The sequence below is a fragment of the Streptomyces sp. NPDC047453 genome (assembly GCF_040643155.1).
In the GTDB taxonomy this organism is placed as follows: Bacteria; Actinomycetota; Actinomycetes; order Streptomycetales; family Streptomycetaceae; genus Streptomyces.
This window is the reverse complement of the sequence record NZ_JBEYTS010000036.1, coordinates 16,409-40,015: the sequence shown is the minus strand read 5'-3', so window position 1 is coordinate 40,015 and position 23,607 is coordinate 16,409. Positions and strand designations below refer to the sequence as shown.

The following is a 23,607-nucleotide window of genomic DNA, read 5'->3' as shown; positions in this document are numbered from 1 at the left end:
GTGAGCCCATGTTCGAAGCCAGTGACGTGCACAAGTCGTTCGGTCATGTCGAGGTGCTGCGCGGAGTGAGCATGCGGGTCGCCCGAGGGGAGGTCGCCTGCCTGCTCGGTCCCTCCGGCTCGGGCAAGAGCACGTTCCTGCGCTGCATCAACCACCTGGAGAAGCTCGACGCGGGACGCATGTGGGTCGACGGGGACCTCGTCGGGTACCGCCGCGTCGGTCGCCGGCTTCACGAGCTGAACGATCGTGAGGTGGCGCGCCGCCGGGCGCGGATCGGCATGGTGTTCCAGCAGTTCAACCTCTTCCCGCACCGCACCGCGCTGGAGAACGTGCTGGAAGGCCCGGTCACCGTCAAGGGCGCGCGCCGACGGGACGTGCTGGACGAGGCTCACGCTCTGCTGGAACGGGTGGGGATGGCCGACAAGGCGCTGCACTACCCGGGCCAGTTGTCGGGCGGGCAGCAGCAGCGCGTGGCGATAGCCCGGGCGCTGGCCATGCGTCCGGCGCTCATGCTGTTCGACGAGCCCACCTCGGCACTGGACCCGGAACTCGTCGGCGAGGTGCTGGACGTGATGCGCGACCTGGCCGAGGGCGGCATGACCATGATCGTGGTGACCCATGAGATGGCCTTCGCGCGGGAGGTCGCCGACGTCGCGCACTTCATGTCCGACGGCGTGCTCGTGGAAAGCGGTCCACCCGCCGCGGTGCTGGGCGATCCGCGCCACGAGCGCACCCGTACCTTCCTGTCGAAGGTCCTGGCGTGAGCGCGCGCGGGAGTGGACGCGGAGTCGGCGTCCGGCTGCGGGAGGCGCCCGGCGGACGCGCGCGGACGGTCCGGGCCGCCGGGGAGCGGCGTGCCCGCCGCCGCGGCCAGGGCCCGTCCGGCCCCGGCCGGATCCCGCGCCCCCGGCGCGCGGATCCCGGCGCGACGACCGGAACGGACGTCATCCGCAGCCGACGGGTCGCGATCCCTGCCCACGACGGCCTGCTCCCCGGTGGGACCGTCACCCGCCATGGCCTGCACCCCGGTGGGGCCCTCACCCGCCATGGCCTGCACCCCGGTGGGGCCGTCGCCCGCCATGGCCTGCACCCCGGTGGGGCCCTCACCCGCCGAGGCCTGCACCCCGGCGAGGTGCCCTCCCGTCATGGCATGCTCCCCGTCGAGGTACGCGCCTGCGACGGCCTGCTCCCCAGTGGGGCCCTCACCCGCCGAGGCCTGCACTCCGGCGAGGTGCCCTCCCGTCATGGCATGCTCCCCGTCGAGGTACGCGCCTGCGACGGCCTGCTCCCCAGTGGGGCCCTCGCCCGCCATGGCCTGCAACCCGGCGAGATGCCCTCCCGTCATGGCCTGCACCCCAGCGAGGTACCCGCGCCCGACGAGGCGCCGGCCCGCCACAGCCTGCCCCCCGACGGGGCGTTCGCCTGCGACGGCCTGCACCCCGGTGGGGTGGTGACCGTATGACGCCGCGCCCCCGTGCGGGAGTTCTGCGTCTGCCCGCCTACGGCGGTGGCAGGGTCGGGGACGAGCCGACGCACCGGCTGGGTTCCAACGAGTCGCCCTTTCCGCCGTCGGCCGCGGTGCGGGCCGCGATCGCGGCCAGTGCCGGTGCCGCCCACCGCTACCCGCCGCTGCGGCCCGCCGAACTCGAAACGCGTCTAGCCGGCCACCTGGGAGTCCGCCCGGAACAGGTACTCACCGGCGGCGGCTCCATCGCCGTACTGGAGCAGTTGGTGCGCGCGTTCGCCGGCCCCGGGGACCGGGTCGCCTACGCGTGGCGCTCCTACGAGGCCTACCCGATCCTGGTCGCCGCCGCGGGCGCGACCCCGCTGGAGGTGCCGCTGCGCGACGCGGCGCCCGACCTGTCCGCGGTCGCGGCGGCGCTGACGCTCGACGTGCGCGCGGTCCTCGTCTGCAATCCCAACAACCCGACCTCGACCGTGCTGCCGCCGGGCGCCCTGGCCGCCTTCGTCGCGGCCGTTCCGGAGGACGTGCTGATCATCGTGGACGAGGCGTACCGCGAGTTCGTGCCGGCGGGCGGAACCGACGACGGGGTGCGGCTTCAGCGGTCGTATCCGAACGTCGCCGTACTGCGGACCTTCTCCAAGGCCTACGCCCTCGCCGGTCTGCGGGTGGGCTACTGCGTGGCCGACCCCGCGGTGCTCGACGCCGCCCGGCGCGTGGCGCTGCCGTTCACGCTGAGCGCGCCCGCACTCGCCGCCTCGCTGGCGACCCTGGACGAGCCGGAGCTGACGGCGCGTCGGGTACGGCGGCTCACCGCCTCGCGGGACCGGCTCGTCGCGGAGTTGCGCGCGGCGGGCCTGGAGGTGCCGGCGTCCGGGACCAACTTCGTCTGGCTGCCGTTCGGGGACGCGAGCCAGGAGTTCCTGCGGCAGTGCACTTTCGCCGGCATCGCCGTGCGCGTGTTCCCCGGTGAGGGCGTGCGGATCACCGTCGGCGACGAGGACGCCAACGCCGCCGTGGTCGCCGCGGCCCGGCGCTGTTCTCACCCCCTGAGAACAGCCGATTGCAGCCCCTGAGACGACACGTAGCCTCTGCCCAGGAGGAACCCATGACCGAGCCAGTGACCTTGGGCGAAGCGCCCGTTTCCCTCGACGATCTCCTCGCCGTCGCACGCGGCGGCCGTCGGGTCGTCGTCGGCGAGAGCGCCGTGAAAGCCATGCGTGCGAGCGAGCAGTGGGTCGACTCGATCGTCGAGGGCATGCGGGCCGGCGAGCCGGTGGAGCCGATCTACAGCGTCAACACCGGCTTCGGCTCGCTGGCCGGACGGCAGGCCTTCGCCACCGCCGAGGACGCCGCCGAGCTGTCCCGCCGGCTGATCGTCTCCAACGCCAGCGGGGTGGGCCGCTATCTGGACCAGGAGGTGGTGCGCGCCGCCATGCTGATCCGGGCCGCGAGCCTGACCCGCGGCCACTCGGCCGTCCGGCCCGAGCTGCCCGAGACCCTCGCGCGGATGCTCGCCGCCGGGGTGCACCCGGCGGTCCCCGAATACGGCTCCCTGGGCGCCAGCGGCGACCTGATCCCGTTGGCCCACCTGGCGATCGTGCTGTCGCGTCCGGCCGGCGAGGACGTCGAGCTCGACAGCGGCGAGGCGTTCCGGGACGGCGAGATCGTGAGCGGTTTCGAGGCCATGCGCCACGCCGGGATCGAGCGGATCGTGCTGCGCGCGAAGGAGGGCCTCGCCCTCACCAACGGCACGTCGTTCTCCACGGCGCAGGTGGCCCTCGCCCTCGCGGACGCGCGGAACCTGCTCGCCACCGCCGAGATCACCGCGGCGATGTCCATCGAGGCGCTGATGGGCTTCGGGGACGCGTTCCTCCCGCAGATCCACCAGGCCCGCGGGCACCGCGGCCAGATCGAGTCCGCGGCCCGCATCCGGCAGTTGCTCGGCGACAGCGGCCTGATCGACGGCGACGTGGACCGCGACCCGGTGCGGCGGCCGCCGCAGGACGCGTACTCGCTGCGCTGCACACCGCAGGTACTCGGACCGGTCCGCGACACACTGCGTTTCGTGCACGGCATCGTGGAGACCGAGATCAACGCGGCCACCGACAACCCGCTCGTGTTCCCGGACCTGCCGGCGACCCGTGGCCTCAAGGCGGTCTCCGGCGGCAACTTCCATGCCCAGTACCTCGCGTTCGCCGCGGACTTCCTCGCCATCGCCGTCACCGAGATCGGCAGCATCGCCGAGCGCCGGCTGTTCCGACTCGACGACGGCTCCCTCAACCGCGGGCTGCCGGACATGCTCGTCGCCAGCGAGAAGGTGGGCATGGACTGCGGCTACATGCTGCCGCAGTACCTCGCGGCCGCGCTGGTGTCGGACTGCAAGACGCTGGCCCATCCCGACAGCGTCGACTCGATCCCGACCTGCGCGAACCAGGAGGACCACGTCTCGATGGCGAACAACGCCGGCCGGCACGCCCGGCAGGTGGTCGCCAACATCGAGGCCGTCATCGGCATCGAGCTGCTGATGGCCGCGCAGGCACTCGAACTGCGCCTGGCCGAACAGGACGCCGACGCCTCGGTGCTGTCCAGCGCGAGCCGGGCGGTCCTCGAACTCGTACGCACCACCCGGTCCGCCGACGGGCGGGCCATCGACCACATCACGCGGGACGTCGTCCTGTACCCCCGGGTCCGCGCGGCCGTCGACCTGGTGCACAGCGGCTCCGTCGTCGAGGCGGTGCGGGCCGTGCACCCCGAAGGAACACCCTGACCGCCCACGCCGGGGCGGTTGTTGGAGCCGGTCGTCGAATTCGTCGTCATCGAATGTGCGCTCGCGTGTCCGGCCGTCACACCGGTCGGACGCCGGGCTCAGGCGGCCGGGTAGCGGTGAAAGCCGCGGCCGGTCTTCTTGCCGAGGTGGCCCGCCTCCACCATGCGCTGCAACAGCGGGGGCGGAGAGTACAACGGCTCCTTGAACTCGGCGTACAGCGACTCGGCGATCGCCTGCGTGGTGTCGAGCCCGATCAGGTCCGCGAGCGCCAGCGGGCCCATCGGGTGCGCGCAGCCGAGGACCATGCCCTGGTCGATGTCGGTGGCGGAGGCGAAACCGGATTCGAGCATCCGGATCGCGGACAGCAGGTACGGCACGAGGAGCGCGTTCACCACGAACCGGGCGCGGTCCGTGGAGCGGATGACCCTCTTGCCGAGCACGGCGGTGGCGAAGCGCTCCGCGCGTGCCCGGGTCCGCTCGCCCGTCACCAGGGAGGGCACCAGCTCCACCAGGGGCAGAACGGGGACCGGGTTGAAGAAGTGAATGCCGATGACGTGCTCGGGCCGGGTGGTGGCCATGCCGAGTCGGACGATCGGGATCGACGAGGTGTTGGAGGCGAGGACGGCGTCCTCGCGTGCCACGACCTTGTCCAGGACGGCGAAGACGTCGGCCTTGGCCCGCTGGGTCTCGGCGACGGCCTCGACGACCAGGTCGCGGTCCGCGAAGTCCCCGAGATCGGTGGTCAGTCGGATCCCGGCAAGGACCTGTTCGCGGTCGGCCTCCGACAGCTTTCCCCTGCGCACGCCATGGGCCAGTGACTGTTCGATGCGCCGCCGCCCGGCGGCGAGCGCGTCGGGTCCGCTCTCGGCGACGAGGACGTCCAGGCCGGCCCGGGCGCAGACCTCGGCGATGCCCGAGCCCATCTGGCCGGCGCCGACGACGCCGATCCGCTGCGGGAGGTCCGCAGCACCCTGGATGTCCACGAGTCGTCTGTCCCTTCGCTGGTGAACGGGGCGGGGCCCGGTGGCCCCCTACGACCGCCCGCGCGGCGGGGGTACCGAACGGCGCGGGCGTACCGGACGGGACGGAGGCGGCCGTGGTCACGCGGTGTGTGCCGTCAGCGACGTACCCTGCGGGACGTCCGGGTCCAGGCCGTCGTCGGCGTGGTCGACGACGGCGCGCTCGCCCTCCACGTCCAGCGATCGGCAGACCAGCAGATACAGGCCGGCCGAGACGACCAGGCCGACGATCATGGTGATGTCCAGGCCGCCCATCCAGCGGGCCACGGGCCCCATGCTGTCGCCGACGACCGCGAACGGCATCATCGAGGCGAAGCCGACGGCGTAGGACACCAGCCCGCGCCAACTCCAACGCCCGTAGGTTCCTCGTGGGTTGAAGATCTCCCGGATCGAGTAGTGGCCGCGGCGCACCACGTAGAAGTCGACCAGGTTGATCGCCGTCCACGGGGTGAAGAGGTAGCCGAGCACGACGAGGAAGTGTTCGAACTGCTGGAGAAACGTCTCGTCGGAGCCGAAGGCGATCGCCGTGGACACCAGGCCGATCACCAGGAGGGTGGCGACGCGCTTGGCGACGGTGGGTTTGATCCGGCGCACCGAGTCCATGCTCGACAGCAGGGTCAGGCTGCCGCCGTAGAAGTTGAGGGTGCCGATGGTGATGAGCGGCAGGACCGAGGCCAGCAGCAGCGTCATGCCGAATCCTTGGAAGACCTCGTTTCCGGCGGAGATGATCGACTCGACGAGTGTCAGCTTCGGGAACAGCCCGGCGGCCACGGTGCCGACCAGCATCATCCACGCGCCGCCGATCGTCGCCCCGAGGTAGGTCCACCAGAACGAGGAGCGCACGCCCACCGTCGGCGGCAGGTAGCGGGAGTAGTCGGAGACGTAGATCGACCAGGAGAGCTGGTAGACGGCCGCGGTGAAGAACTGGACCAGGAAGGGGGACAGCGCGAAGGCACCCAGGTCGAGCTGCGCGGAGCTGAACGGGTCGGCCACGACGACGCCCACGGTGAACACGATCAGGGCCACGAACATGAGGTACGTCAGCCAGCGCGACGCCCGGTGGATGAAGTCGTAGCCGATCACCGCCAGGACGATGCCCACCACGGCGTAGCCGATGTAGCTCGCCCCGTTGGGCACGTGGGCCAGGTGCTCCAGCGTGCGGCCGACCAGGATCTCGTTGAACGCGGTGTACCCGATGTACGTGGTGAGCGCGGTGACCCACACGAGCAGGGCGCCGACGAAGCCGAACTGCGGTCGGGACTGCACCATTTGGGGCAGGCCGAGCTGGGGGCCCTGGGTGGAGTGGAAGGCCATGAAGAACGTGCCGAAGGCGCTGCCCAGGACGACCGCGATCGCTGTCCAGATCAGGTTGCCGCCGAGGGCGACCCCGATGGCGCCGGTGGCGACCGTGGCCAGGTGAGCGTCACCGGCGAACCAGACCGGGAACAGGTGCCAGACCTTGCCGTGGCGTTCGGCCAGGGGCACGTAGTCGATGGAACGGGTCTCGATGACCGGTCGGCCGCTGGGGGGCTCGGCCGCCGCTGCGGGGGTGGAACGCGAGGTGACGGTCATGTCGGGTCCTCGGTGGGGGTGCGGGTGGCCTGGTTGAGGGACGCGTACGCGAGCTGTTCCAGCAGTAGGGAGGACTCTCGTGGGGAGTCCGTCGCGGCGTCGATGACGCGTTTGGTGACGGCCACCGCGAGGGGCGGCAGCGCGGCCAGTTCGCCGGCGATGCCGTGGGCCGCCTCCACGTGCCCGCCGGTCTCGCAGACCTCGGTGACCAGGCCCCAGGCGAGGGCCTGCTCGGCGTCCAGGCGGCGTCCGCGCAGGACCAGTTCACGGGCGCGGGCCGGTCCGACGGCGCGGACCGTGCGGTAGGTGCCGCCGGAGCTGGGCAGGATGCCGATGCCGACCTCGGGCAGACCGAACACGGCGGTCGGGTCCGCCACGCGGAAGTCCGTGGCCAGGGCGAGCTCCAGGCCGCCGCCGAGGCAGTAGCCGGCGATGGCGGACACGGTGGGCTGCGGCAGGGCGGCCACCTTCTCGTACACCGCTCCCGAGTCGCGGTAGTACGCGGCGATCGCCTCCGGGGTCATGTCGCGCAGCTCGCCGGTGTCGGCGCCCGCGGAGAAGACCCGGTCGCCGCCGGTGAGGACGACGGCGCGGCTGGTGGTGACGGCCTTGTCGTCCAGGGCGCGCAGCAGCTCGCGTTCCAGGTGCGTGGAGAGGGCGTTGAGTTTCGCCTCCCGGCGCAGCGTCAGCACGGCGGTGCCGCCGCGGCGCCGGATCTCGACGGTGCCGGCGCTCACGCGCGGGTGCTTCCGGTCGTCGGGAAGTCGAGCATGCCCAGGCCGCGCTTGCCGATCTCGTTGGCGATGACGAGGCGCTGGATCTCGGAGGTGCCCTCCCAGATGCGGTCGACGCGCAGTTCGCGGTAGAGCCGCTCCACGGGGTAGTCGCGCATGTAGCCGCGCCCTCCGAAGATCTGCACGGCCCGGTCGGCGACCCGGCCCGCGGCCTCGGAGGCGGACAGCTTGGCCATGGCCGCCTTGGCGTGCAGTGTCTTGCGGTCGCCGCCCTGGTCGAACTCCCAGGCCACCTGGTGGACGAAGGCGCGGTTGACGGCGATGTCCACGGCGCTGTCGGCGAGCATGCCCTGGATCAACTGGCGCTCGATCAGGGCCTGGCCGCCCTGGACGCGTTCCCGGGCCCACTCGGTGGCCAGGGCGAGGGCGCGTTCGGCGGCGCCGACGGTGCGGGCACCGATCATCAGGCGTTCCTCGGTGAACCAGCTGCGGGTCAGGTCGTAGCCGCCGCCGACCTCGCCGAGCACCGCGTCCGCGCCGACCTCGACGCCCTCGAAGACGTACTCGGGGTGCTCGTAGACGAAGGTGTGCATGTAGCGGGGAACGCGCTTGAGGCGTACGCCCGGCAGGTCCTTGTCGACGAGGAAGAGGGTCGGCGCCCGCTCCTCGCCGACCAGGGCCAGGACGAGGAAGAAGTCCGCGGCGTCGCCGACCGTGACGAACCACTTCTCGCCGTCGATGCGGTAGCCGTCCGCGGTCGGTGTGGCGGTGGTGGCGATGCCCTGCGGGTCGGAGCCGGCGTCGGCCTCGGTGATGGCGACGGCGTCGCGGCGCTGCCCGAGGATGTCGGGGACGAGGTAGCGCTCGCGCTGTGCGGGGGTGCAGGCGGACAGGGCGTTGGCGGGCCGCCACACGGTGTCCCACAGGGCGTTGGTGAGCTTGCCCAGCTCTTCCTGGACGACGACCTGCTCCAGGACGCTCAGTCCGGCGCCGCCCCACTCGGTGGGCATGTTGACGGCCTGCAGCCCACTGGCGAGCACGTCGTCGCGGATCCCGCGCAGCACCTCGGGTGTCAGTCCGTTGTTCGCCTCGCAGGCGTCCTCGTGAATCATGATCTTGTCCGCGAGGGCGGCGGCACGTTCCTTCAGCTCGGTCAGGCGCGGGGTGTAGGCGAAGTCCATAAGGGGTCTCTCCTCGTAATGACTGAGCGATTACTGACGAGTGGTGACGGCTGGTCAGGAGCCGAGGACGATCCGGGCGTCGAGGCCCAGGCAGCCCTTCGGGGTGACGAGCAGGGGGTTGACCTCCAGGTCGGAGATCTCGGGGTGCGCGGCGGCGACGGCCGTGATGGCCTCGACCGCTCGGGCGGCCGCCGGAAGGTCCACGGCGGACCGGCCGCGTACGCCGCGCAGCAGGGGCGCGGCCGCCAGACGGGCCAGCAGGGCCTCGGCCTCGGCCGCGGTCACGGGCGCCAGTGCGAGCCGGACGTCGCGCAGCACCTCGGTGAAGACGCCGCCGAGCCCGACGAGCGCAACGGGACCGAAGCGGGGGTCCCGGCGGACGCCGACGATGAGTTCGACGCCTCCGCCGGTGTCGGCCATGGCCTCGACGCAGAAGCCGGGCGGGTCGAGGCGGCGTGCCATGTCGGCGTGCGCGGTCCGGACCGCGGTCTCGTCGGCGAGGCCGAGCGCGACGCCGCCCGCGTCGGACTTGTGCAGCAGGCCCATGGCCTTCAGGACGATCGGCCCGCCGATCTCCCGGGCGGCGGCGGCCGCCTCGTCCTCGGTACGGACCAGGTGGGCGGCGGGGAAGTCGAGCCCGCCCTCGCGAAGCAGTTCGCGGGCGGTCCAGTAGTCGTCGGCGGCCACGGGCACGGCGGGCTCCGGCAGTGCCGGGACGCGCGGGGCGGACCGCTCGGCACGTTCGGCGATCTGCCCGAGGACCCGGGCCGCGTGCTCCACGGAGCCGAAGACGCTCACTCCCTGGTCCTTGAGCTCCCTGGCGGCGGGCCGCTCCGCGTACATCGTGTGCACGGCGACGGGCTTGCCGCGGGTGCGGATGTGCTCGGCCATCACGCGGGCGGTGGCGGTCTCGGCGTCCGCGAGTGCCTCGCCGTAGCCGCCGTAGCCGCCGAAGTAGCCGGTGACCAGGACGGCGTCGACCTCGTCCGCGCTCAGCGCCAGGTCGAGCACCCGGCCGAAGGAGGTGATGTCCTGCTCCCCCGCCCCGGCGAGGTCGACCGGGTTCGCGGTGCCCGCGGAGGGCGGGAGTTCGGCGCCCATCGCGGAGGTGAGGCGGGCGCCGAACTCCGGGACGAGCAGGCCGTGCGCCTCGGCCACGTCGCTGGCGAGCGAGGCGTGGCCGCCGCCGTCGGCGATGACGGCGACCCGGCGGCCGCCGCCGCGCCGGTTGCGGTGCAGGGCGCCGAGCAGGTGGGCGAGTTCGGCGACGGTGGCGACGCGGTCGACGCCCGCGGCCCGGCACGCGGCGTCGATGACGGCGGAGTCGCTGGTCAGGGCTCCGGTGTGGGAGCGAGCACCGCGCATGGACGCCTGTCCGGCGCCGACGGTGAGCAGTACGACGGGCTTTCCGGCCCGCACGGCGTCGGCGGCGGCGCGGGCGAAGGCGCGGCCGTCCCCGAAGTCCTCGCAGTACAGGGCGATCAACTCGGTGCCGTCGTGTTCGGTGTAGCCGCGGACGAGGTCGGCGGCGGTGAGGTCGGCCTGGTTGCCCAGGGAGGCGAACCGGGAGAAGCCGAGGCCGTCCCGCTCCAGGTGGCGGCCGAGTTCGAGGGCCATGTTGCCGCTCTGCGACACGAATCCGACGGGGCCCGCGGGCATGTCGTTGGACGCCAGGCGCAGTCCGCTGGTGGTGTCGAGCACGCCCAGGCAGTTGGGACCGAGCAGGACGGCGCCGGCCTGCCTGATGCGCTCGGCCAGGGCTGCCTCCCGCTGCCGGCCCTCCTCGCCGAGTTCGGCGAAGCCGGCGGTGATGCCGACGATCGCGCGGGCACCGGCGGCGAGCGCGTCGTCCACGGCGTCGCCGAACGCGGCGGCGGGCACGGCGATCACGGCGAGGTCCACGCCTCCCGGGGCGTCGACGGCGCGGCGGTGGACGGGGCGGCCCAGAACGGGCTCGCCGCGCCGGTTGACCAGGTGGACCGGGCGGCTCCGGTCGCCGCGCAGCGCCTGGACGGCGATCCAGTTGCCGTACTTGGTCTGGTCGTTGCTGGCGCCGATCACGGCGACGGAGGCGGGATCGAAGAGCGCGGACACGTCCCGGGCGTCGCCGGGCGCGGAGGTGCCTTCGGGGAGCGCGACGGTCACGGGGCCACCTCCGTGGGGTCCGGGGCGTTGAGGGAGCGGGTGTCCGGGATGTTCGGGGGACGGTGGGTGTGGGGCGGGCCGGGGAGGGCTTCGGGCGAGCCGGGGGCGTGGAGCGCGTCCGGGGAGCCCGGTGTTTCCGGGGAACCCGGTGCTTGCTGAGAGCCCGGTGCTTGCTGAGAGCCGGGAGTCTCCGTCAGGAGGGCCGGTGCCGGTTGGCCCGTGCCCCACGCGTCCGTGCCGCCGTCCACGACGATCGTCGTTCCGGTGACGTACGAACCGCCGGGCGAGGCGAGGAAGGACACGAGCCCGGAGACCTCCTCGGGGCGTCCCAACCGGCCGAGCGGTACGGCCCGTTCCCAGGTACGGCGGTCCTCCTCGCCGTACGCGTCCTCCATCCCCTCGGTGGCGATGGTGCCGGGGGCGACGCACACGGTGCGGATCCCGTAGCGGCTCCACTCCAGGGACAGTCCGGCGGCGAGGTTCTCCAAGGCGGCGCGGGCGGAGGTGGCGTGGACCATGCCGGGGATGCCGCGCCGCGGGGAGAACGCGATGAAGAACACGACGCCGGAACGGTTCGGGATCATCGAGCGGACCGCGACCTCGCGGGTCATGGCCCAACCGGCGTCGACGGCCAGATCGTGCACCGCGCGCCAGCCCTTGGGGGTGATCTCCTCGGCGGGGGCGGTGAACTGGCCGCCGGCGTTGTTGACGAGCACGTCGATGCGGCCGAAGGCCTCGAGGGCGGCGTCCACGACCCGGGTGACCGCGCCCTCCTCACGGATGTTCGCGGGTACGGCCAGACAGGTGCCGCCGACGGCCTCGATCCGGGCGCGTACGTCCTCCAGCGGGCCGCTGCGGCGGCCGCAGATCACGATGCGCGCCCCGCAGGCGGCGAAGTCGGCGGCCACGGCCCGGCCGATACCGGTGCCGCCGCCCGTGATCAGCACGACTTTGCCGTCGTGTACATCAGGGCGCAGTGGTGTCGTCCCCACAGTGCTCTCTTTCGTGCCGGGCCTGGTGTCCGGATCGCGGCCGGAACCCTGGCGTTGGGACATCGACTGACTGATGCGCCGGTTGGCGATTGCCCCTCACTCTGAGACGCTCCGAAACCCACTGTCAATAGGTGCACTGCCTGCGGTTTTCATCAACTGGAGCAGCTCTGGTCCAGCACCCGCGCATACCTGGGGTGTTGCGATTTGAGCAATCACGCGGTTAGGGTTCGGCGGCATGGGAGAAACAGCGCAACGCGTGCGTCAGGTGATCGAGGCGGTCGCGGACACGCACCGGGATTTCGCGGTGCGCATCGGTCTGGAGCCGACCAAGCTTTCCAAGTCGCTCCGGGGCAACCGCCGCTTCACGCCGGAGGAGTTGGCGGCCGTCGCCGCGACGGGCGGGGTCAGCGTCGACTGGCTGATGCACGGCCGGGGCACGGGACCGGCTCCGGCGGCCGGGCAACAGCTCGCGGAACCGGTGCGGGAGACCGGCGAAGCCGAGCGGGCGGGAGACGAGCGCCGGCGCAACGAGTTCCTGGACGCGGCGTGGAAGCTCATCTCGGAGCAGGGGTACCACGCCGTCCGGATCGCGGACATCGCCCGTGCCTGCGGGACCAGCAGCGGCGCCGTGCACTACTACTTCCCGACCAAGCAGGACCTGCTCAGCGCGGCGCTGCTGCACTGCGTCCACAGCGCCTTCGACCGGCAGAGTGTCGAGCTGAGGGCCGTGGACAGCGCCCACGAACGCCTGCTGAGGCTCATCGACATGCAGCTGCCCGCACCGGGCCGGGTCCGGAACGAGTGGCTGGTGTGGCTTCAGTTCTGGGCCGAGACGGCACTGCGTCCCGAACTGCGTCCGATCCACAACGACTTCTACGCCCGCTGGCGGGAGGCCGTGGTCCGGATCATCCGGCGAGGGCAGCGCCAGGGGCAGTTCCGCGCCGACGCCGACGCCGAGCAACTGGCACTCGGCATCACCGCGCTCACCGACGGCCTGGCCATCCAGGTGCTCACCGGGGCACCGCAGGTCAGCGCCGAGCGGATGCGCGGCGTTCTGCTGGACTTCATCGAGCGCGAACTCCTCGCGCCCACAGGAGGATCCCATGAACCTGCCGACGCCTGAGGGGTCCGCGGCCACCGCGCCGGTCACCGACCTGGGCGAGGCCGCCGACCGGATAGCGGCCAATCTGGCCGCGTTCGAACGGCGCGAGGCCACCGCGCCGCAGGCCACCCGCCGCGCCGGGGTGTGCCTCACCCTCTTCGCCCACCGTGGCCAGGCCCACGTCCTGCTGATCAAGAGAGCGCCCCGGGGCCGCAATGCCGGCCAGTGGGCCCTGCCCGGCGGCCGGTTGGACGACGGCGAGACCCCGGTGGCCGCGGCACTGCGGGAACTCGCCGAGGAGACGGGGATCTCGGCGCAACCGGGCGACGTGGCCGGGCTGCTCGACGACTTCGTCACCGACTCCGGCTTCGTCATCACCCCGGTCGTCGTGATCCCCCGGGCACCGGTGAATCCGGCACGCGACCGGCGCGAGGTCCACTCCCTGCACCCCATCCCCCTGCACAGGCTCACCGATCCGGACATCCCCCGCTGGCGCACCGCCGACGACGGCCGACCGCTCCTCCAACTGCCGCTGCGCCGCGGGATGGTGGTCCACCCGCCCACCGGCGCGCTGCTCTGGCAGTTCCGCGAGGTCGCGCTGCTGGGCCGCCCGACGCGCGTGGCCGACCTGGCGCAGCCCGTCTTCACCCGTACATGAGCCAACTCCCCGTCCTGCTCGGCGCCTTCGCCCACTGCGGGGCGCGGCGCCGAGCCCGGGGCCGGCGCCGCCGGCCACGTCCGCGGGGAAGCCCGGTTCACGCCCAGCGCACGCGTGTGGTGCCCACGACGACGCGGCGCGGTCGGGTTCACGACCGCGCCACGCATGGCGAGGGACGCCGGCCGCGGTCCTGTCCCGGGAGCTCGAGCCGACGGGCAGGCCCGCTGTCGACTCCGCGCGAGCCGGTGTACTCCCGCCGCGCACCCGTGCCGGGCCGGTGTGGGCTACGGCAGGTTGCGGGCCACCACGATCCGCTGGATCTGGTTGGTCCCCTCGTAGATCTGGGTGATCTTCGCATCGCGCATCATGCGCTCGACGGGGAAGTCCTTGGTGTAGCCGTAGCCGCCGAGCAGTTGCACCGCGTCGGTCGTCACGGCCATCGCCGTGTCGGAGGCGAGGCACTTGGCGGCCGCGCCGAAGTATGTCAGGTCGGACGAGCCCGCCGAACTGCGGGCCGCGGCGGCGTAGACCATCTGCCGTGCCGACTCCACCTTCATCGCCATGTCGGCGAGCATGAACTGGACGCCCTGGAAGTCGGCGATGGCCTTGCCGAACTGCCGGCGTTCCCGCACATAGCCGACCGCGTGGTCGAGGGCGCCCTGCGCGATGCCGAGCGCCTGGGCGCCGACCGAGACCCTGGTGTGGTCCAGGGTCGCCAGCGCCAGCCGGAGCCCCCTGCCTCGCTCGCCGAGCAGGCGGTCGCCGGGGATCCGGCAGCCGTCGAAGTACACCTCGCGGGTGATCGAGCCCTTCAGCCCCATCTTCCGTTCGGGCTCGCCGTAGGCGATGCCGGCGTCGTCCGCGTGGACGACGAACGCCGAGATGCCGCGGGAGCCCGCGTCGGGGTCGGTGACCGCGAAGACGATGAGGTACCTGGCCACACCGGCCGAGGTGATCCAGGTCTTCACGCCGTCCAGGATCCAGCCGTCCCCGTCGGCCGTCGCACGGCAGCGCATCGCGGCGACGTCGCTGCCCGCCTCCCGCTCGCTGATGGCGTAGGCCATCAGCGCCTCGCCGGAGGCCACTTCGGGCAGGTACCGCTGCCGCTGTTCCTCCGTGCCGGCCAGCAGCAGCGGGACCACCCCGAGCTTGTTGGACGTCTGGATGGTGGACGAGGACGCGCACACGCGGGCGACCTCCTCGACGGCGATGGCCGCGGCGATGGCGTCGACGCCGTCGCCGCCGTACTCCTCGGGGATGCCGGGTGCGTGCAGCCCGGCGGCCACCAGCCGGTCGTAGTTCTCGTGCGGGAACCCGCCCCGCGCGTCGACCTCCGCCGCCCGGGGCCCCAGTTCCTTCTCGGCGACGGCGCGGGCCGCGGCGCGGAACTCGTCGTACATCGGAGGCAGCAGGTACGGCGTCGTCATGGAGTGCTCCTCGGTCGGAGAGTCGGAGTGCGGATCGGTACGGGCCCGCCTCCATTGCGGCGCAAGCCCGCCCACGGCGCCAATGTGCGTGCGCACGACGATCCGGCAGATCTTCGTGCAGCCGCACATCGACTCCCCGAAGGCCCTCGGCTTACGTTCCGCATGCCGCGGTGTGATCCGGCCGCCCCCCGACCGAAAGGCGTGAAGCCATGACTGTTCTGCACGGCCTGCGCGTGCTCGACCTGAGCCGGGTGCTGGCCGGCCCGTACTGCACGGCCCTGCTGGCGGACCTCGGGGCCGACGTGGTCAAGGTCGAGCCGCCCGGCGGTGACGACGCCCGGCACCTCGGGCCGTTCCGCAAGGGCGAGAGCGTGTACTTCGCCCAGCTCAACCGCGGCAAGCGCAGCATCGCCCTCGATCTGAAGGATCCCGACGACCACGCGCTGCTGCTGCGGCTGGCCGAGCAGGCCGACGTCTTCGTCGAGAACTACCGTCCCGGGGTCGCCCGGCGGCTCGGCATCGACCACGCCACCCTCCGCGTGGCCAACCCGCGGCTGGTCTACGCGAGCATCTCCGGCTTCGGGCAGACCGGCCCGATGCGGGAGCACCCCGCTTACGACCTGATCGTCCAGGCCATGTCCGGTCTGATGGCCGGCACCGGCACGCCCGACGGGCCGCCCACCAGGGTCGGCGAGTCGGTCGGCGACCTGGTGGCCGGACTGTTCGCCTCGTGGGCCATCAACGCCGCGCTGTTCGACCGGGAGCGCAGCGGCCAGGGCCGGTACATCGACGTGGCCATGCTCGACTCCCTGGTGTCGCTCCAGGTGACCGCGATGAGTCTGCTCACCGCGACCGGAGACCTGCCCGGCCGGGTCGGCAACCGGCATCCGGTCTCCACCCCGTTCGACACCTATCGGACCGCCGACGGCCTGGTGGCGATCGCGGTCGCCGGCGAGGCGGTGTTCGCTCGGTTCGCCCGGATGGTGGGGCGGCCCGACATGCCGTCGGACCCGCGGTTCCGCGACGACGCCGCCCGGGCGCACCACATCGAGCAGGTGCGGGAGATCACCGAGCGGTGGTCCGCCGGACTGACCACGGAGCAGGCCCTGAAGTCGGCGCAGGCCGCGGGAGTCCCGGCCGCCCCGATCTGGGACCTGACCGATGCGGTGGACAGCGAGCAGATCCGCGGGCGGGGGCTCGTCGGCGAGTTCGACCACCCCGTGCTGGGCCGCACGCCGTACCTGCGCCAGCCTGCGCGGTTCGGGCCGGACGGCGCGGCGGACGGGGCGGGCACCGGTCCTTCGGTCCACGGGACGGCGGCTCCGAGCCCGGCTCTCGGCGAGCACACCGACGCGGTTGTCGAGCAATGGCTGCGTGAGGACCGGGGCCGGATCCGTCAATGAGTCCGGGCAGGCGCCGGCCGTAGGTTCGGGCCTCGCCACCCCGCCCAGGCAATCCTCAGACCATATTTTGCGCCAAAGTATTGACCTCTCATTCAACCAACCCCATTCTGAATGACCCTATGCAGTTCAGGAGCGGGTCTGTGGAAGAGGGCATATCTATGACAGGCGTGGTCGAACAACGCTCGATCGATGTCGTACCCGACGCCGAACGGCACGGCAGCGCGTTCAGCCAGTTCACTCTCTGGCTGGGCGCCAACCTCCAGATCACCGCGGTCGTCACAGGCGCGCTCGCCGTCGTCTTCGGCGCGGGCGCCTTCTGGTCGATCATCGGCCTGCTGCTCGGCAACCTGCTGGGCGGTGCGGTGATGGCCCTGCACTCCGCCCAGGGGCCCCGCCTCGGCCTCCCGCAGATGATCTCCAGCCGGGCCCAGTTCGGCGTCCGCGGAGCCATCGTCCCGCTGGTCCTGGTCATCGTGATGTACGTCGGCTTCTTCGCCAGCGGCAGCGTGCTGGCAGGCCAGGCGGTCGGCGAACTCACCCACCTCGGCGACACCACGGGCATCGTGATCTTCGCCGTCGTCTCCGCGGTCACCACGCTCGTCGGCTACCGGCTCATCCACACCCTGGGACGGGTGGCCAGCATCGTGTGCGCACTCGCCTTCATCTACCTCGGCATCCGCCTCCTGGAGCGCGCCGACCTGAGCACCCTCCTCGCCAACCGCTCGTTCGACCTGCCGCTGTTCCTTCTCGCCATCTCCCTCTCCGCCTCCTGGCAGCTCGCCTTCGGCCCCTACGTCGCCGACTACTCGCGCTACCTGCCCCGCGCAACCTCTCCCCGCGCCACCTTCTGGTGGACCCTCGGCGGCTCGACCCTCGGCTCCCAGTGGTCCATGACGTTCGGCGCGCTCGCGGCGGCCGCGGCCGGCAGCGCCTTCGTCGACAACCAGGTCGGCTACATCGTCGGCCTGGGCGGCGCGGGCCTCGCGGCCTCGTTCCTGTACTTCGTCATCGCCCTGGGCAAGCTGACGGTGAACGTGCTCAACACCTACGGCGGTTTCATGTCGATGGTCACCGGCATCAGCGGCTTCCGCGGGCAGCGCGCGCTGTCCACACGCGGCCGCGCCGCCTACATTGCCGGCATCATGATCGCGGGAACCGCGGTCGCCCTCCTGGGCAAGGACAGCTTCCTGTCCTCCTTCAAGGACTTCCTGCTCTTCCTGCTCACGGCCTTCACCCCCTGGTCGGCGATCAACCTGGTGGACTACTACCTGATCGCCAAGGAGCGCTACGACCTGCCCGCCCTGAGCGACCCGCACGGCCGCTACGGCGCCTGGCGCGTCAAGGCACTCGTCGTCTACGGCATCGGCCTGCTGGTCCAACTGCCTTTCCTGGCCACCAGTTTCTACACCGGCCCGCTGGTGCAGCCGCTCGGCGGCACGGACATCTCCTGGATCGTCGGTCTGGCCGTACCGGCCGCGCTCTACTGGCTCACCGCCCGCCGGGACACCGCCCACGTACCGGACCGCATGATCCTCACCACCGAGCCGGGGACGAGGACCGGCTCCCCCTCCCCCACCCCCTGACGGCGGCGGAGGCGGTCGCACCCGTTCACTGCCCCGGCGGTGCCCCGGCGGGGTCGGCCTCCAATGCCAGGAGGGCGAGCCACAGTTCCGTGCGGTCGGCCAGGCGGTCGAGATCGCGGCCGGTGAGCTGCTCGATCAACCGCAGCCGGTAGCGCAGGCTGTTGCGGTGGAGCGTCAGCTCCCGGGCGGTCGCGGCCGACGCGCAGTCGTGAGCGAGGTACGACCGCAGCGTGGTGACGAGCTCGGCCCGCTGTTCCTCGTCGTGCCGCAGCAGCGGCGCGAGCACGGCGTGGCCCAGCTCCCGCAGCGGCAGGTCCAGATTGCCCATCAGCAGTCCGGCGATGCTCAGCGGCGCCGCCCGGTGCACCCCGGGGCCGGCCTGCGCCGCCTGGCGCGCCTCGAAGTAGCCGAGCCGCAGCCCGGCCACCCCGCGTCGCGGCTCGCCCACACCCACCCGGACCCCCGGGTCCAGCACGGTCAGGTGGTCCGCGACGGTACGGGCAGCGGCCGCGGCATCGACACCGTCGGGCACGATCACCATCACGGTGTCGTCGATCAGGGCGGTGGGCAGCCGGTCGCGCTCACGCTCCAGGAGCGGCCCCAGCGTCCACGGCAGCCTGCGCAGCCGCCCGGGGGCGCCGCCGACCCGGGCGACCACGACCACGTGCGGCCCCTCCACCGCGAGGCCGTACGCCGTCAGCCGGCGACGGGCGTCGGCGTCGGAGACCGTGCGGTGCAGGACGTCCTCGAGGAGCTGGCCCAGCAGCTCCCGCCGGCCGTTGAGCACGGCCTGGTGGCGGGCCACCTCGAGGCCGATGATGCTCGTGGCGAACGACAGCACGTCCTGCCGCATCGTGCCCAGCCGGGTGCGCAGCCACGCGACCGGCACACCGTCCACCACGATCGGCACGGACGTCCCCGCGTCGACCACCGCCCCCTCGTCCGCACCGGCCTGCGGCCACTCGGACGAGGAGGGATGGCGTGCCAGCACGCGCCCACCCGGCTCGACCACGGCCACCGGCCCGGCTCCCAGTTCGCGGTGCAGCCGCCGCAGCAGCCCGCGCAGCCCGTGACCGGACAGCAGTTCCCTGACCAACTGGTCCTGGAGGACGACGGCCGATCGCACCGCGTCGTAGCGCTCCGCGAAGATCCGGTCAGCCACCCACCGGCTGATCTGCGCGAAGGGCACCTCCACGGGTGAGCCCAGGAGGGCCAGACCGACCCGCTCGGCGGTCTCGACGACGACGGGCGGCACGTCCCTGTGCACCAGGCCGGTGCCGAAGCAGAGCGCGGCCACCGGAAGCTCCGCCAGCCGGCCGAGCAGCCGGATCCACTCGGCGTCGTCCCGGTCCAGCATGCCCGTCGTCATCACCAGTTCGTCACCGCGCAGGAACGGCGTCGGGTCCGGCAGTTCCGTCGTGGACACCCAGCCGATCCGCCGGTCCTCGTCATGGCAGTGGCTGCTCAGCGCGCGAAGCCGCAGGGCGGGTTCGCTGAGGAGGTCGGGAACCGAGACGGGCACACGACGATTGTGCAACAGCACAAAACGGCCTGCGAAAGCCGGGCCACCTCGACTCGTACGAGACGATCCCCCGGATCTCCGGTAGGACCGGGCGCCGGCCGCCGTTCAGGACGTGGCGGGCCTCGGGAGTTCACGCGGCCATTGGCCCACGGAGCGCAGTAGTTCGATGAACGCGCGCTCCGCCGGGGACAGCAGACGGTCCCTGCGGCGGACGAGGTTGACGGGCCGGGAGCGCGGCGCCGGGTCGACCGGCAGGACGGTCAGGGTCCCGGCGCGTACGTCGTCCACCACGGCGTGCTCGGAGATGAGGGCGAGTCCGAGGCCCGCCGCCACGCACTGCTTGACCGCCTCGGGGCCCCAGACCTCACCCCGTGACACTTCGGTCAGCTCCCATTCCGCGAGCGCCTGTTCCTGGAGTTCACGTGTCTGCGAGCCCGGCTCACGCAGCAAAATGCGACAGCCCTTCAGGTCCCCCGGGCTCACCTGGTCCAGCGCCGCCAGCGGATGCCCCGGCGCCGCGATCAGCACCAGCCGCTCACCGAGCACCGTCTCCGGCACCAGCCGGGACTCCGCCGGAACGCCCGCGACCACGGCGACACCGATGTCCCCGGCCAGCAGCCGCTCCAGCACCGCCTCGTTGTTGCCCACGAAGATGTCGCACTCGATGCCCGGATGCCGCTCCTGGAACCGGGCCAGGAGCGACGGCAGCAGATACGTGCCGACGGTCGTCGAGCCACCGACCAGCAGCCGTCCCGACACCAGACCGCTCACCTGCTGCACCGCCGCGACAGCCTCCTCGGCCAGCAGGAACACCCGCTTGCCGTACTCGGCCAGTATCTCGCCCTCGGCAGTCGGCCGCGCCCGGGTTCCCGAGCGGTCGATGAGGGTGACCTTGAGGGACTGCTCCAGCCGGCGCACCTGGTTGGAGACCGACGGCTGGCTCATGTAGAGACGGTGCGCCGCCGCCGAGAAGCCCTGGTGCTCCACGACCTGCATGAAGATCCACAATCGGTGGAGGTTGAGTTCCACACGCCTCCCTCAGGCCGTCGCCGATCACCCGAGCCGCCGACTCTAGCGCCAGAACACCCTGGTGGGGAGGGTGCGAGAGGCAGCGAGAGCACCGTCCGCGGCTATGGCCGTCATAGCGAATCCGGTGGTTCTGCCCGTCCCTGGCGCGGTGCTACCCATGAAACAGCGGGACGGCCGACGCGATGGCCCTCCCGGCTCCTTCGACCTTCAGAGGTGGATCCGCACATGACCGAACCGCTGACAGTGAACGGACGCCGCTACCACCGGCCCCGCCGGCCCGTCGTCGTGGTGTGCATCGACGGCAGCGAGGACGCCTACCACGAGCGGGCCATCGCCGACGGCCGCATGCCCTTCCTGGAACGCATGCTCCATGCGGGCAGCGACCTGCGCGCCGACTGCACGATGCCGTCCTTCACCAATCCGAACAACCTGTCCATCGCCACAGGGGTGCCGCCCTCCGTCCACGGCATCTGCGGCAACTACTTCTACGACACCGCCGCCGGCACCGAGGTCATGATGAACGACCCCGAACTGCTGCGCGCGCCCACCCTGTTCGCCGCCTTCTCGCAGCAGGGGTCCAAGGTCGCCGTCATCACCGCCAAGGACAAGCTGCGCCGCCTCCTCGGCAGCGGTCTCGTCGACGGCATCTGCTTCTCCGCCGAGAAGGCCGACCAGGCCACGGAGGAGGAGAACGGCATCGGCAAGGTCCTCGCCCGGACCGGCATGGAACTGCCGTCCGTCTACAGCGCCGAGCTCAGCGAACTGGTCATGGCCGCCGGGGCCGACATCCTCGACAAGGACCGCCCCGACCTCATGTACCTGTCGCTCACCGACTACATCCAGCACAAGCACGCCCCCGGATCGCCCGTCGCCAACGACTTCTACGCCATGCTCGACCAGTACTTCGAGCGCATCGACGCGCTCGGCGCGGTACTCGTCGTCACCGCCGACCACGGCATGAACGCCAAGGCCGACCGCGACGGGAACGCCCGGGTCATCCATCTCCAGGACGTCCTCGACGCCCAGCTGGAGCCGGGCTCCGCACGGGTCGTGCTGCCGATCACCGACCCGTACACCGTGCACCACGGCGCACTGGGATCCTACGCCACCGTCCATCTGCCCGAGCACGCCGACTCCGGCGCCGTCACCGCCCGACTCCAGGCCCTGGAGGGCGTGGACACGGTGCTGACCCGCGGCGAGGCGGCCGCCCGTTTCGAGCTGCCCGGCGACCGCATCGGCGACCTCGTCGTCATCGCGGAACGCAACACCGTGCTCGGTACGACGCCCGCCCGGCACGACATCTCCGGTTTCACCGAGCCCCTGCGCTCGCACGGGGGGCTGTCCGAGCAGAAGGTGCCGTTCCTCGTGAACGCGCCCGTCCCCGGTCTGCCCGATGGACACCGCCTGCGCAACTTCGACGCGTTCTGGCTCGGCACGGCGATCGCGGCAGGTGAGCCGCTCACCGTCTGACCCGTCCAGCACACCTGTCGGCGACCGGCCCCGGCCGCCGGGGCCCGCCCGCCGAGCCCCGAGTACGAGCGTCCGGGGCCTTGCCATGCCCGCTGCCGCCCCCCACGCCAGCCCATCCGCCCCAGACGAGGGACAGGACACCGCCATGGCCGACCTCGCACCACCGCATCCGCACCGCGCTCCCCTGACCGGCCCGGCACATGCCGACGCCGTCCGCTGGCGACGGCGGATCTTCGCCGTGACCTGGCTCGCCTACGCCGGGTTCTACTTCGTGCGCCAGGCCTTCTCCGTCGCCAAGCTCGGCATCCTCGACGACCCTGCCGCCAACACCGCCCTCACCGAACATGCCCTCGGCGTCATCGACGCGGTGTACCTCGCCGCCTATGCGGCCGGGCAGTTCCTGTGGGGCATGTGGGCCGACCGCTTCGGTCCCCGGGTGGTCGTCATCGGCGGCATGATCGGCGCCATCGCCGCGGCCTGCGTGATGGGCCTCAGCAGTGCTCTGCTGGCCTTCGGCGGCGCGATGGTCGTCCAGGGCCTCGCCCAGTCGGCCGGCTGGGCACCGCTGTGCAAGAACATGGGCAGCTTCTTCCCCATGCGGCAGCGCGGCCGGGCTCTCGGACTGTGGAGCACCAACTACGCGTTCGGCGGGCTGGCCGCGCCCCCGTTCCTCGGCTGGATCGCGTACGCCCTCTTCGACAGTTGGCGGGCCGCGTTCTTCTCGGGCGCGGCGACGCTCGGCGCCGTACTGCTGTTGTTCGCGGCGTTCCAGAAGAACTCCCCGCGGGACGCGGGCATCGCCGAGGACGACGCACCGGCCGGGGAGCCGGCGCCGGGCGGGCGGCCCGCACCAGCCATGGAGACCGGTGAACGGCGCCGCGGGATCGCCCTCTACCGTGAGACGCTGCGCGACCGCATGGTGCTGACCCTCGGCGCCACCTACTTCCTCCTCAAACCCGCCCGCTACGCGATCCTGCTGTGGGGGCCCGTACTCGTCAGCCGGCGGCTGCCCGACCTCGACAAGGTCGGTGCCGTCCTCGTTCCGATCGCGTTCGGCGCGGCGGGAGTTCTCGCTCCGATCGGCGTCGGCTGGCTCTCCGACCGGCTGTTCGCCTCGCGCCGCGTACCGCCGTGCGTGCTCGCGCTGGCCCTGCTGACGGCGGCCCTGGCGCTGTTCATGCCGCTCACCGCGACCGGCAGCGTCGCGGTCATGATCGGCGTCCTCGCCGTGATCGGACTGAGCGTGTACGCCGCCGACTCGATGATCTCCTGCGTCGCCGCGGTGGACTTCGGCACCGACAAGGGTGCGGGCACGGCGGCCGGGCTGGTCAACGGCTGCGGCTCCGTCGGTGCGATCCTCGGTGGCCTGCTGCCCGGGTTCCTCTCCGGGGGCGTGCTGTTCACCGGGTTCGCCGTCGCCGCGCTGCTCGCCGGGCTGCTGATGCTGCCGCACTGGAACCGGACGCCGCGCGCGGCCGGTGTGTGAGCTCCGTTCCTTCAGGACTCCTGCGTGACCCCTCGCCGTACCTTCCGCCGTA

19 protein-coding genes are annotated in these 23,607 nt (G+C 72.2%); 10 read left to right on the top strand and 9 right to left on the bottom strand.

Features of this window, described 5'->3' with window-relative positions:
• Window positions 1-8 precede the first annotated feature (8 nt).
• Genes ABZ818_RS26850 through ABZ818_RS26835 form a run of 4 tightly spaced genes read left to right on the top strand, consistent with a single transcriptional unit; the run spans window position 9 to window position 4,232 of the window.
• On the top strand, window positions 9-764 hold the full coding sequence (locus tag ABZ818_RS26850) for an amino acid ABC transporter ATP-binding protein (RefSeq protein ID WP_361419763.1): 756 nt from the start codon (window positions 9-11) through the stop codon (window positions 762-764).
• The gene (locus ABZ818_RS26845; protein ID WP_361419650.1) at window positions 761-1,462 is read left to right on the top strand and encodes a hypothetical protein; all 702 of its coding nucleotides are present in this window, start codon (window positions 761-763) and stop codon (window positions 1,460-1,462) included. Before ABZ818_RS26850 ends, ABZ818_RS26845 begins: the two co-directional genes overlap by 4 nt.
• Window positions 1,459-2,538: a histidinol-phosphate transaminase gene (locus ABZ818_RS26840; RefSeq protein ID WP_361419647.1), complete on the top strand. Its 1,080-nt coding sequence runs from the start codon at window positions 1,459-1,461 to the stop codon at window positions 2,536-2,538. The genes ABZ818_RS26845 and ABZ818_RS26840 overlap by 4 nt, the downstream gene beginning before the upstream one ends.
• A gap of 32 nt (window positions 2,539-2,570) precedes the next feature.
• Window positions 2,571-4,232, top strand: coding sequence for a histidine ammonia-lyase (locus ABZ818_RS26835; RefSeq protein WP_361419644.1), 1,662 nt, complete (start codon window positions 2,571-2,573; stop codon window positions 4,230-4,232).
• Between the two features lie 98 nt (window positions 4,233-4,330).
• On the opposite strand, the gene ABZ818_RS26830 is transcribed toward ABZ818_RS26835, so the two are convergent.
• The 6 genes from ABZ818_RS26830 to ABZ818_RS26805 all read right to left on the bottom strand — a co-directional run bounded on the left by ABZ818_RS26830 (window position 4,331) and on the right by ABZ818_RS26805 (window position 11,875).
• A complete protein-coding gene (locus ABZ818_RS26830; RefSeq protein WP_361419641.1) occupies window positions 4,331-5,215 on the bottom strand; it encodes a 3-hydroxybutyryl-CoA dehydrogenase in 885 nt (294 codons plus the stop codon).
• 117 nt (window positions 5,216-5,332) lie between these two features.
• Window positions 5,333-6,823: a cytosine permease gene (locus ABZ818_RS26825; protein ID WP_361419638.1), complete on the bottom strand. Its 1,491-nt coding sequence runs from the start codon at window positions 6,821-6,823 to the stop codon at window positions 5,333-5,335.
• Entirely contained in the window at window positions 6,820-7,560 is a 741-nt protein-coding gene (locus ABZ818_RS26820) for an enoyl-CoA hydratase/isomerase family protein (RefSeq protein ID WP_361419635.1), read from the bottom strand. Before ABZ818_RS26820 ends, ABZ818_RS26825 begins: the two co-directional genes overlap by 4 nt.
• Window positions 7,557-8,738, bottom strand: coding sequence for an acyl-CoA dehydrogenase family protein (locus ABZ818_RS26815; protein WP_361419632.1), 1,182 nt, complete (start codon window positions 8,736-8,738; stop codon window positions 7,557-7,559). The genes ABZ818_RS26820 and ABZ818_RS26815 overlap by 4 nt, the downstream gene beginning before the upstream one ends.
• A gap of 54 nt (window positions 8,739-8,792) precedes the next feature.
• Window positions 8,793-10,883 (bottom strand): acetate--CoA ligase family protein, encoded by a 2,091-nt coding sequence (locus tag ABZ818_RS26810; protein WP_361419629.1) that lies wholly within the window; start codon window positions 10,881-10,883, stop codon window positions 8,793-8,795.
• Window positions 10,880-11,875 (bottom strand): SDR family oxidoreductase, encoded by a 996-nt coding sequence (locus tag ABZ818_RS26805; RefSeq protein ID WP_361419626.1) that lies wholly within the window; start codon window positions 11,873-11,875, stop codon window positions 10,880-10,882. The genes ABZ818_RS26810 and ABZ818_RS26805 overlap by 4 nt, the downstream gene beginning before the upstream one ends.
• A 235-nt stretch (window positions 11,876-12,110) precedes the next feature.
• Between ABZ818_RS26805 and ABZ818_RS26800 the strand changes: the two genes are divergently transcribed.
• Window positions 12,111-12,998: a TetR/AcrR family transcriptional regulator gene (locus ABZ818_RS26800; RefSeq protein WP_361419623.1), complete on the top strand. Its 888-nt coding sequence runs from the start codon at window positions 12,111-12,113 to the stop codon at window positions 12,996-12,998.
• Window positions 12,979-13,635 carry a CoA pyrophosphatase gene (locus tag ABZ818_RS26795; protein ID WP_361419620.1) on the top strand — a complete coding sequence of 219 codons (657 nt, stop codon included), beginning with the start codon at window positions 12,979-12,981 and terminating at the stop codon, window positions 13,633-13,635. The genes ABZ818_RS26800 and ABZ818_RS26795 overlap by 20 nt, the downstream gene beginning before the upstream one ends.
• 284 nt (window positions 13,636-13,919) lie before the next feature.
• Here the strand turns inward: ABZ818_RS26795 and ABZ818_RS26790 are convergent, their stop codons facing one another.
• Complete coding sequence (locus tag ABZ818_RS26790) at window positions 13,920-15,062, bottom strand: acyl-CoA dehydrogenase family protein (protein WP_361419617.1); 1,143 nt, start codon at window positions 15,060-15,062, stop codon at window positions 13,920-13,922.
• A gap of 209 nt (window positions 15,063-15,271) precedes the next feature.
• Between ABZ818_RS26790 and ABZ818_RS26785 the strand changes: the two genes are divergently transcribed.
• Window positions 15,272-16,465, top strand: a complete 1,194-nt coding sequence (locus tag ABZ818_RS26785; protein WP_361419614.1) for a CoA transferase — start codon at window positions 15,272-15,274, stop codon at window positions 16,463-16,465.
• Window positions 16,466-16,623: 158 nt separating this feature from the next.
• On the top strand, window positions 16,624-18,048 hold the full coding sequence (locus ABZ818_RS26780; protein WP_361419611.1) for a cytosine permease: 1,425 nt from the start codon (window positions 16,624-16,626) through the stop codon (window positions 18,046-18,048).
• Window positions 18,049-18,073: 25 nt separating this feature from the next.
• On the opposite strand, the gene ABZ818_RS26775 is transcribed toward ABZ818_RS26780, so the two are convergent.
• On the bottom strand, window positions 18,074-19,570 hold the full coding sequence (locus ABZ818_RS26775; RefSeq protein WP_361419608.1) for a PucR family transcriptional regulator ligand-binding domain-containing protein: 1,497 nt from the start codon (window positions 19,568-19,570) through the stop codon (window positions 18,074-18,076).
• A 105-nt stretch (window positions 19,571-19,675) separates the two neighbouring features.
• Window positions 19,676-20,599 carry a LysR family transcriptional regulator gene (locus ABZ818_RS26770; protein WP_361419604.1) on the bottom strand — a complete coding sequence of 308 codons (924 nt, stop codon included), beginning with the start codon at window positions 20,597-20,599 and terminating at the stop codon, window positions 19,676-19,678.
• Window positions 20,600-20,824: 225 nt separating this feature from the next.
• Here ABZ818_RS26770 and phnA point away from each other — a divergent pair, with 225 nt between their 5' ends.
• Window positions 20,825-22,069 (top strand): phosphonoacetate hydrolase, encoded by a 1,245-nt coding sequence (phnA, locus tag ABZ818_RS26765; RefSeq protein ID WP_361419601.1) that lies wholly within the window; start codon window positions 20,825-20,827, stop codon window positions 22,067-22,069.
• 145 nt (window positions 22,070-22,214) lie between these two features.
• A complete protein-coding gene (locus ABZ818_RS26760) occupies window positions 22,215-23,555 on the top strand; it encodes an MFS transporter (protein WP_361419598.1) in 1,341 nt (446 codons plus the stop codon).
• Window positions 23,556-23,607: the final 52 nt, after the last annotated feature.

Excerpts from the sequence above, each read along its gene's own strand:
- ABZ818_RS26800 (WP_361419623.1), top strand. The coding sequence starts at position 12,111 with ATGGGAGAAACAGCGCAACGCGTGCGTCAGGTGATCGAGGCGGTCGCG.
- ABZ818_RS26790 (WP_361419617.1), bottom strand. The coding sequence starts at position 15,062 with ATGACGACGCCGTACCTGCTGCCTCCGATGTACGACGAGTTCCGCGCC.
- ABZ818_RS26760 (WP_361419598.1), top strand. The coding sequence starts at position 22,215 with ATGGCCGACCTCGCACCACCGCATCCGCACCGCGCTCCCCTGACCGGC.
- phnA (WP_361419601.1), top strand. The coding sequence starts at position 20,825 with ATGACCGAACCGCTGACAGTGAACGGACGCCGCTACCACCGGCCCCGC.
- ABZ818_RS26840 (WP_361419647.1), top strand. The coding sequence starts at position 1,459 with ATGACGCCGCGCCCCCGTGCGGGAGTTCTGCGTCTGCCCGCCTACGGC.
- ABZ818_RS26780 (WP_361419611.1), top strand. The coding sequence starts at position 16,624 with ATGACAGGCGTGGTCGAACAACGCTCGATCGATGTCGTACCCGACGCC.
- ABZ818_RS26850 (WP_361419763.1), top strand. The coding sequence starts at position 9 with ATGTTCGAAGCCAGTGACGTGCACAAGTCGTTCGGTCATGTCGAGGTG.
- ABZ818_RS26815 (WP_361419632.1), bottom strand. The coding sequence starts at position 8,738 with ATGGACTTCGCCTACACCCCGCGCCTGACCGAGCTGAAGGAACGTGCC.
- ABZ818_RS26795 (WP_361419620.1), top strand. The coding sequence starts at position 12,979 with ATGAACCTGCCGACGCCTGAGGGGTCCGCGGCCACCGCGCCGGTCACC.
- ABZ818_RS26785 (WP_361419614.1), top strand. The coding sequence starts at position 15,272 with ATGACTGTTCTGCACGGCCTGCGCGTGCTCGACCTGAGCCGGGTGCTG.
- ABZ818_RS26825 (WP_361419638.1), bottom strand. The coding sequence starts at position 6,823 with ATGACCGTCACCTCGCGTTCCACCCCCGCAGCGGCGGCCGAGCCCCCC.
- ABZ818_RS26835 (WP_361419644.1), top strand. The coding sequence starts at position 2,571 with ATGACCGAGCCAGTGACCTTGGGCGAAGCGCCCGTTTCCCTCGACGAT.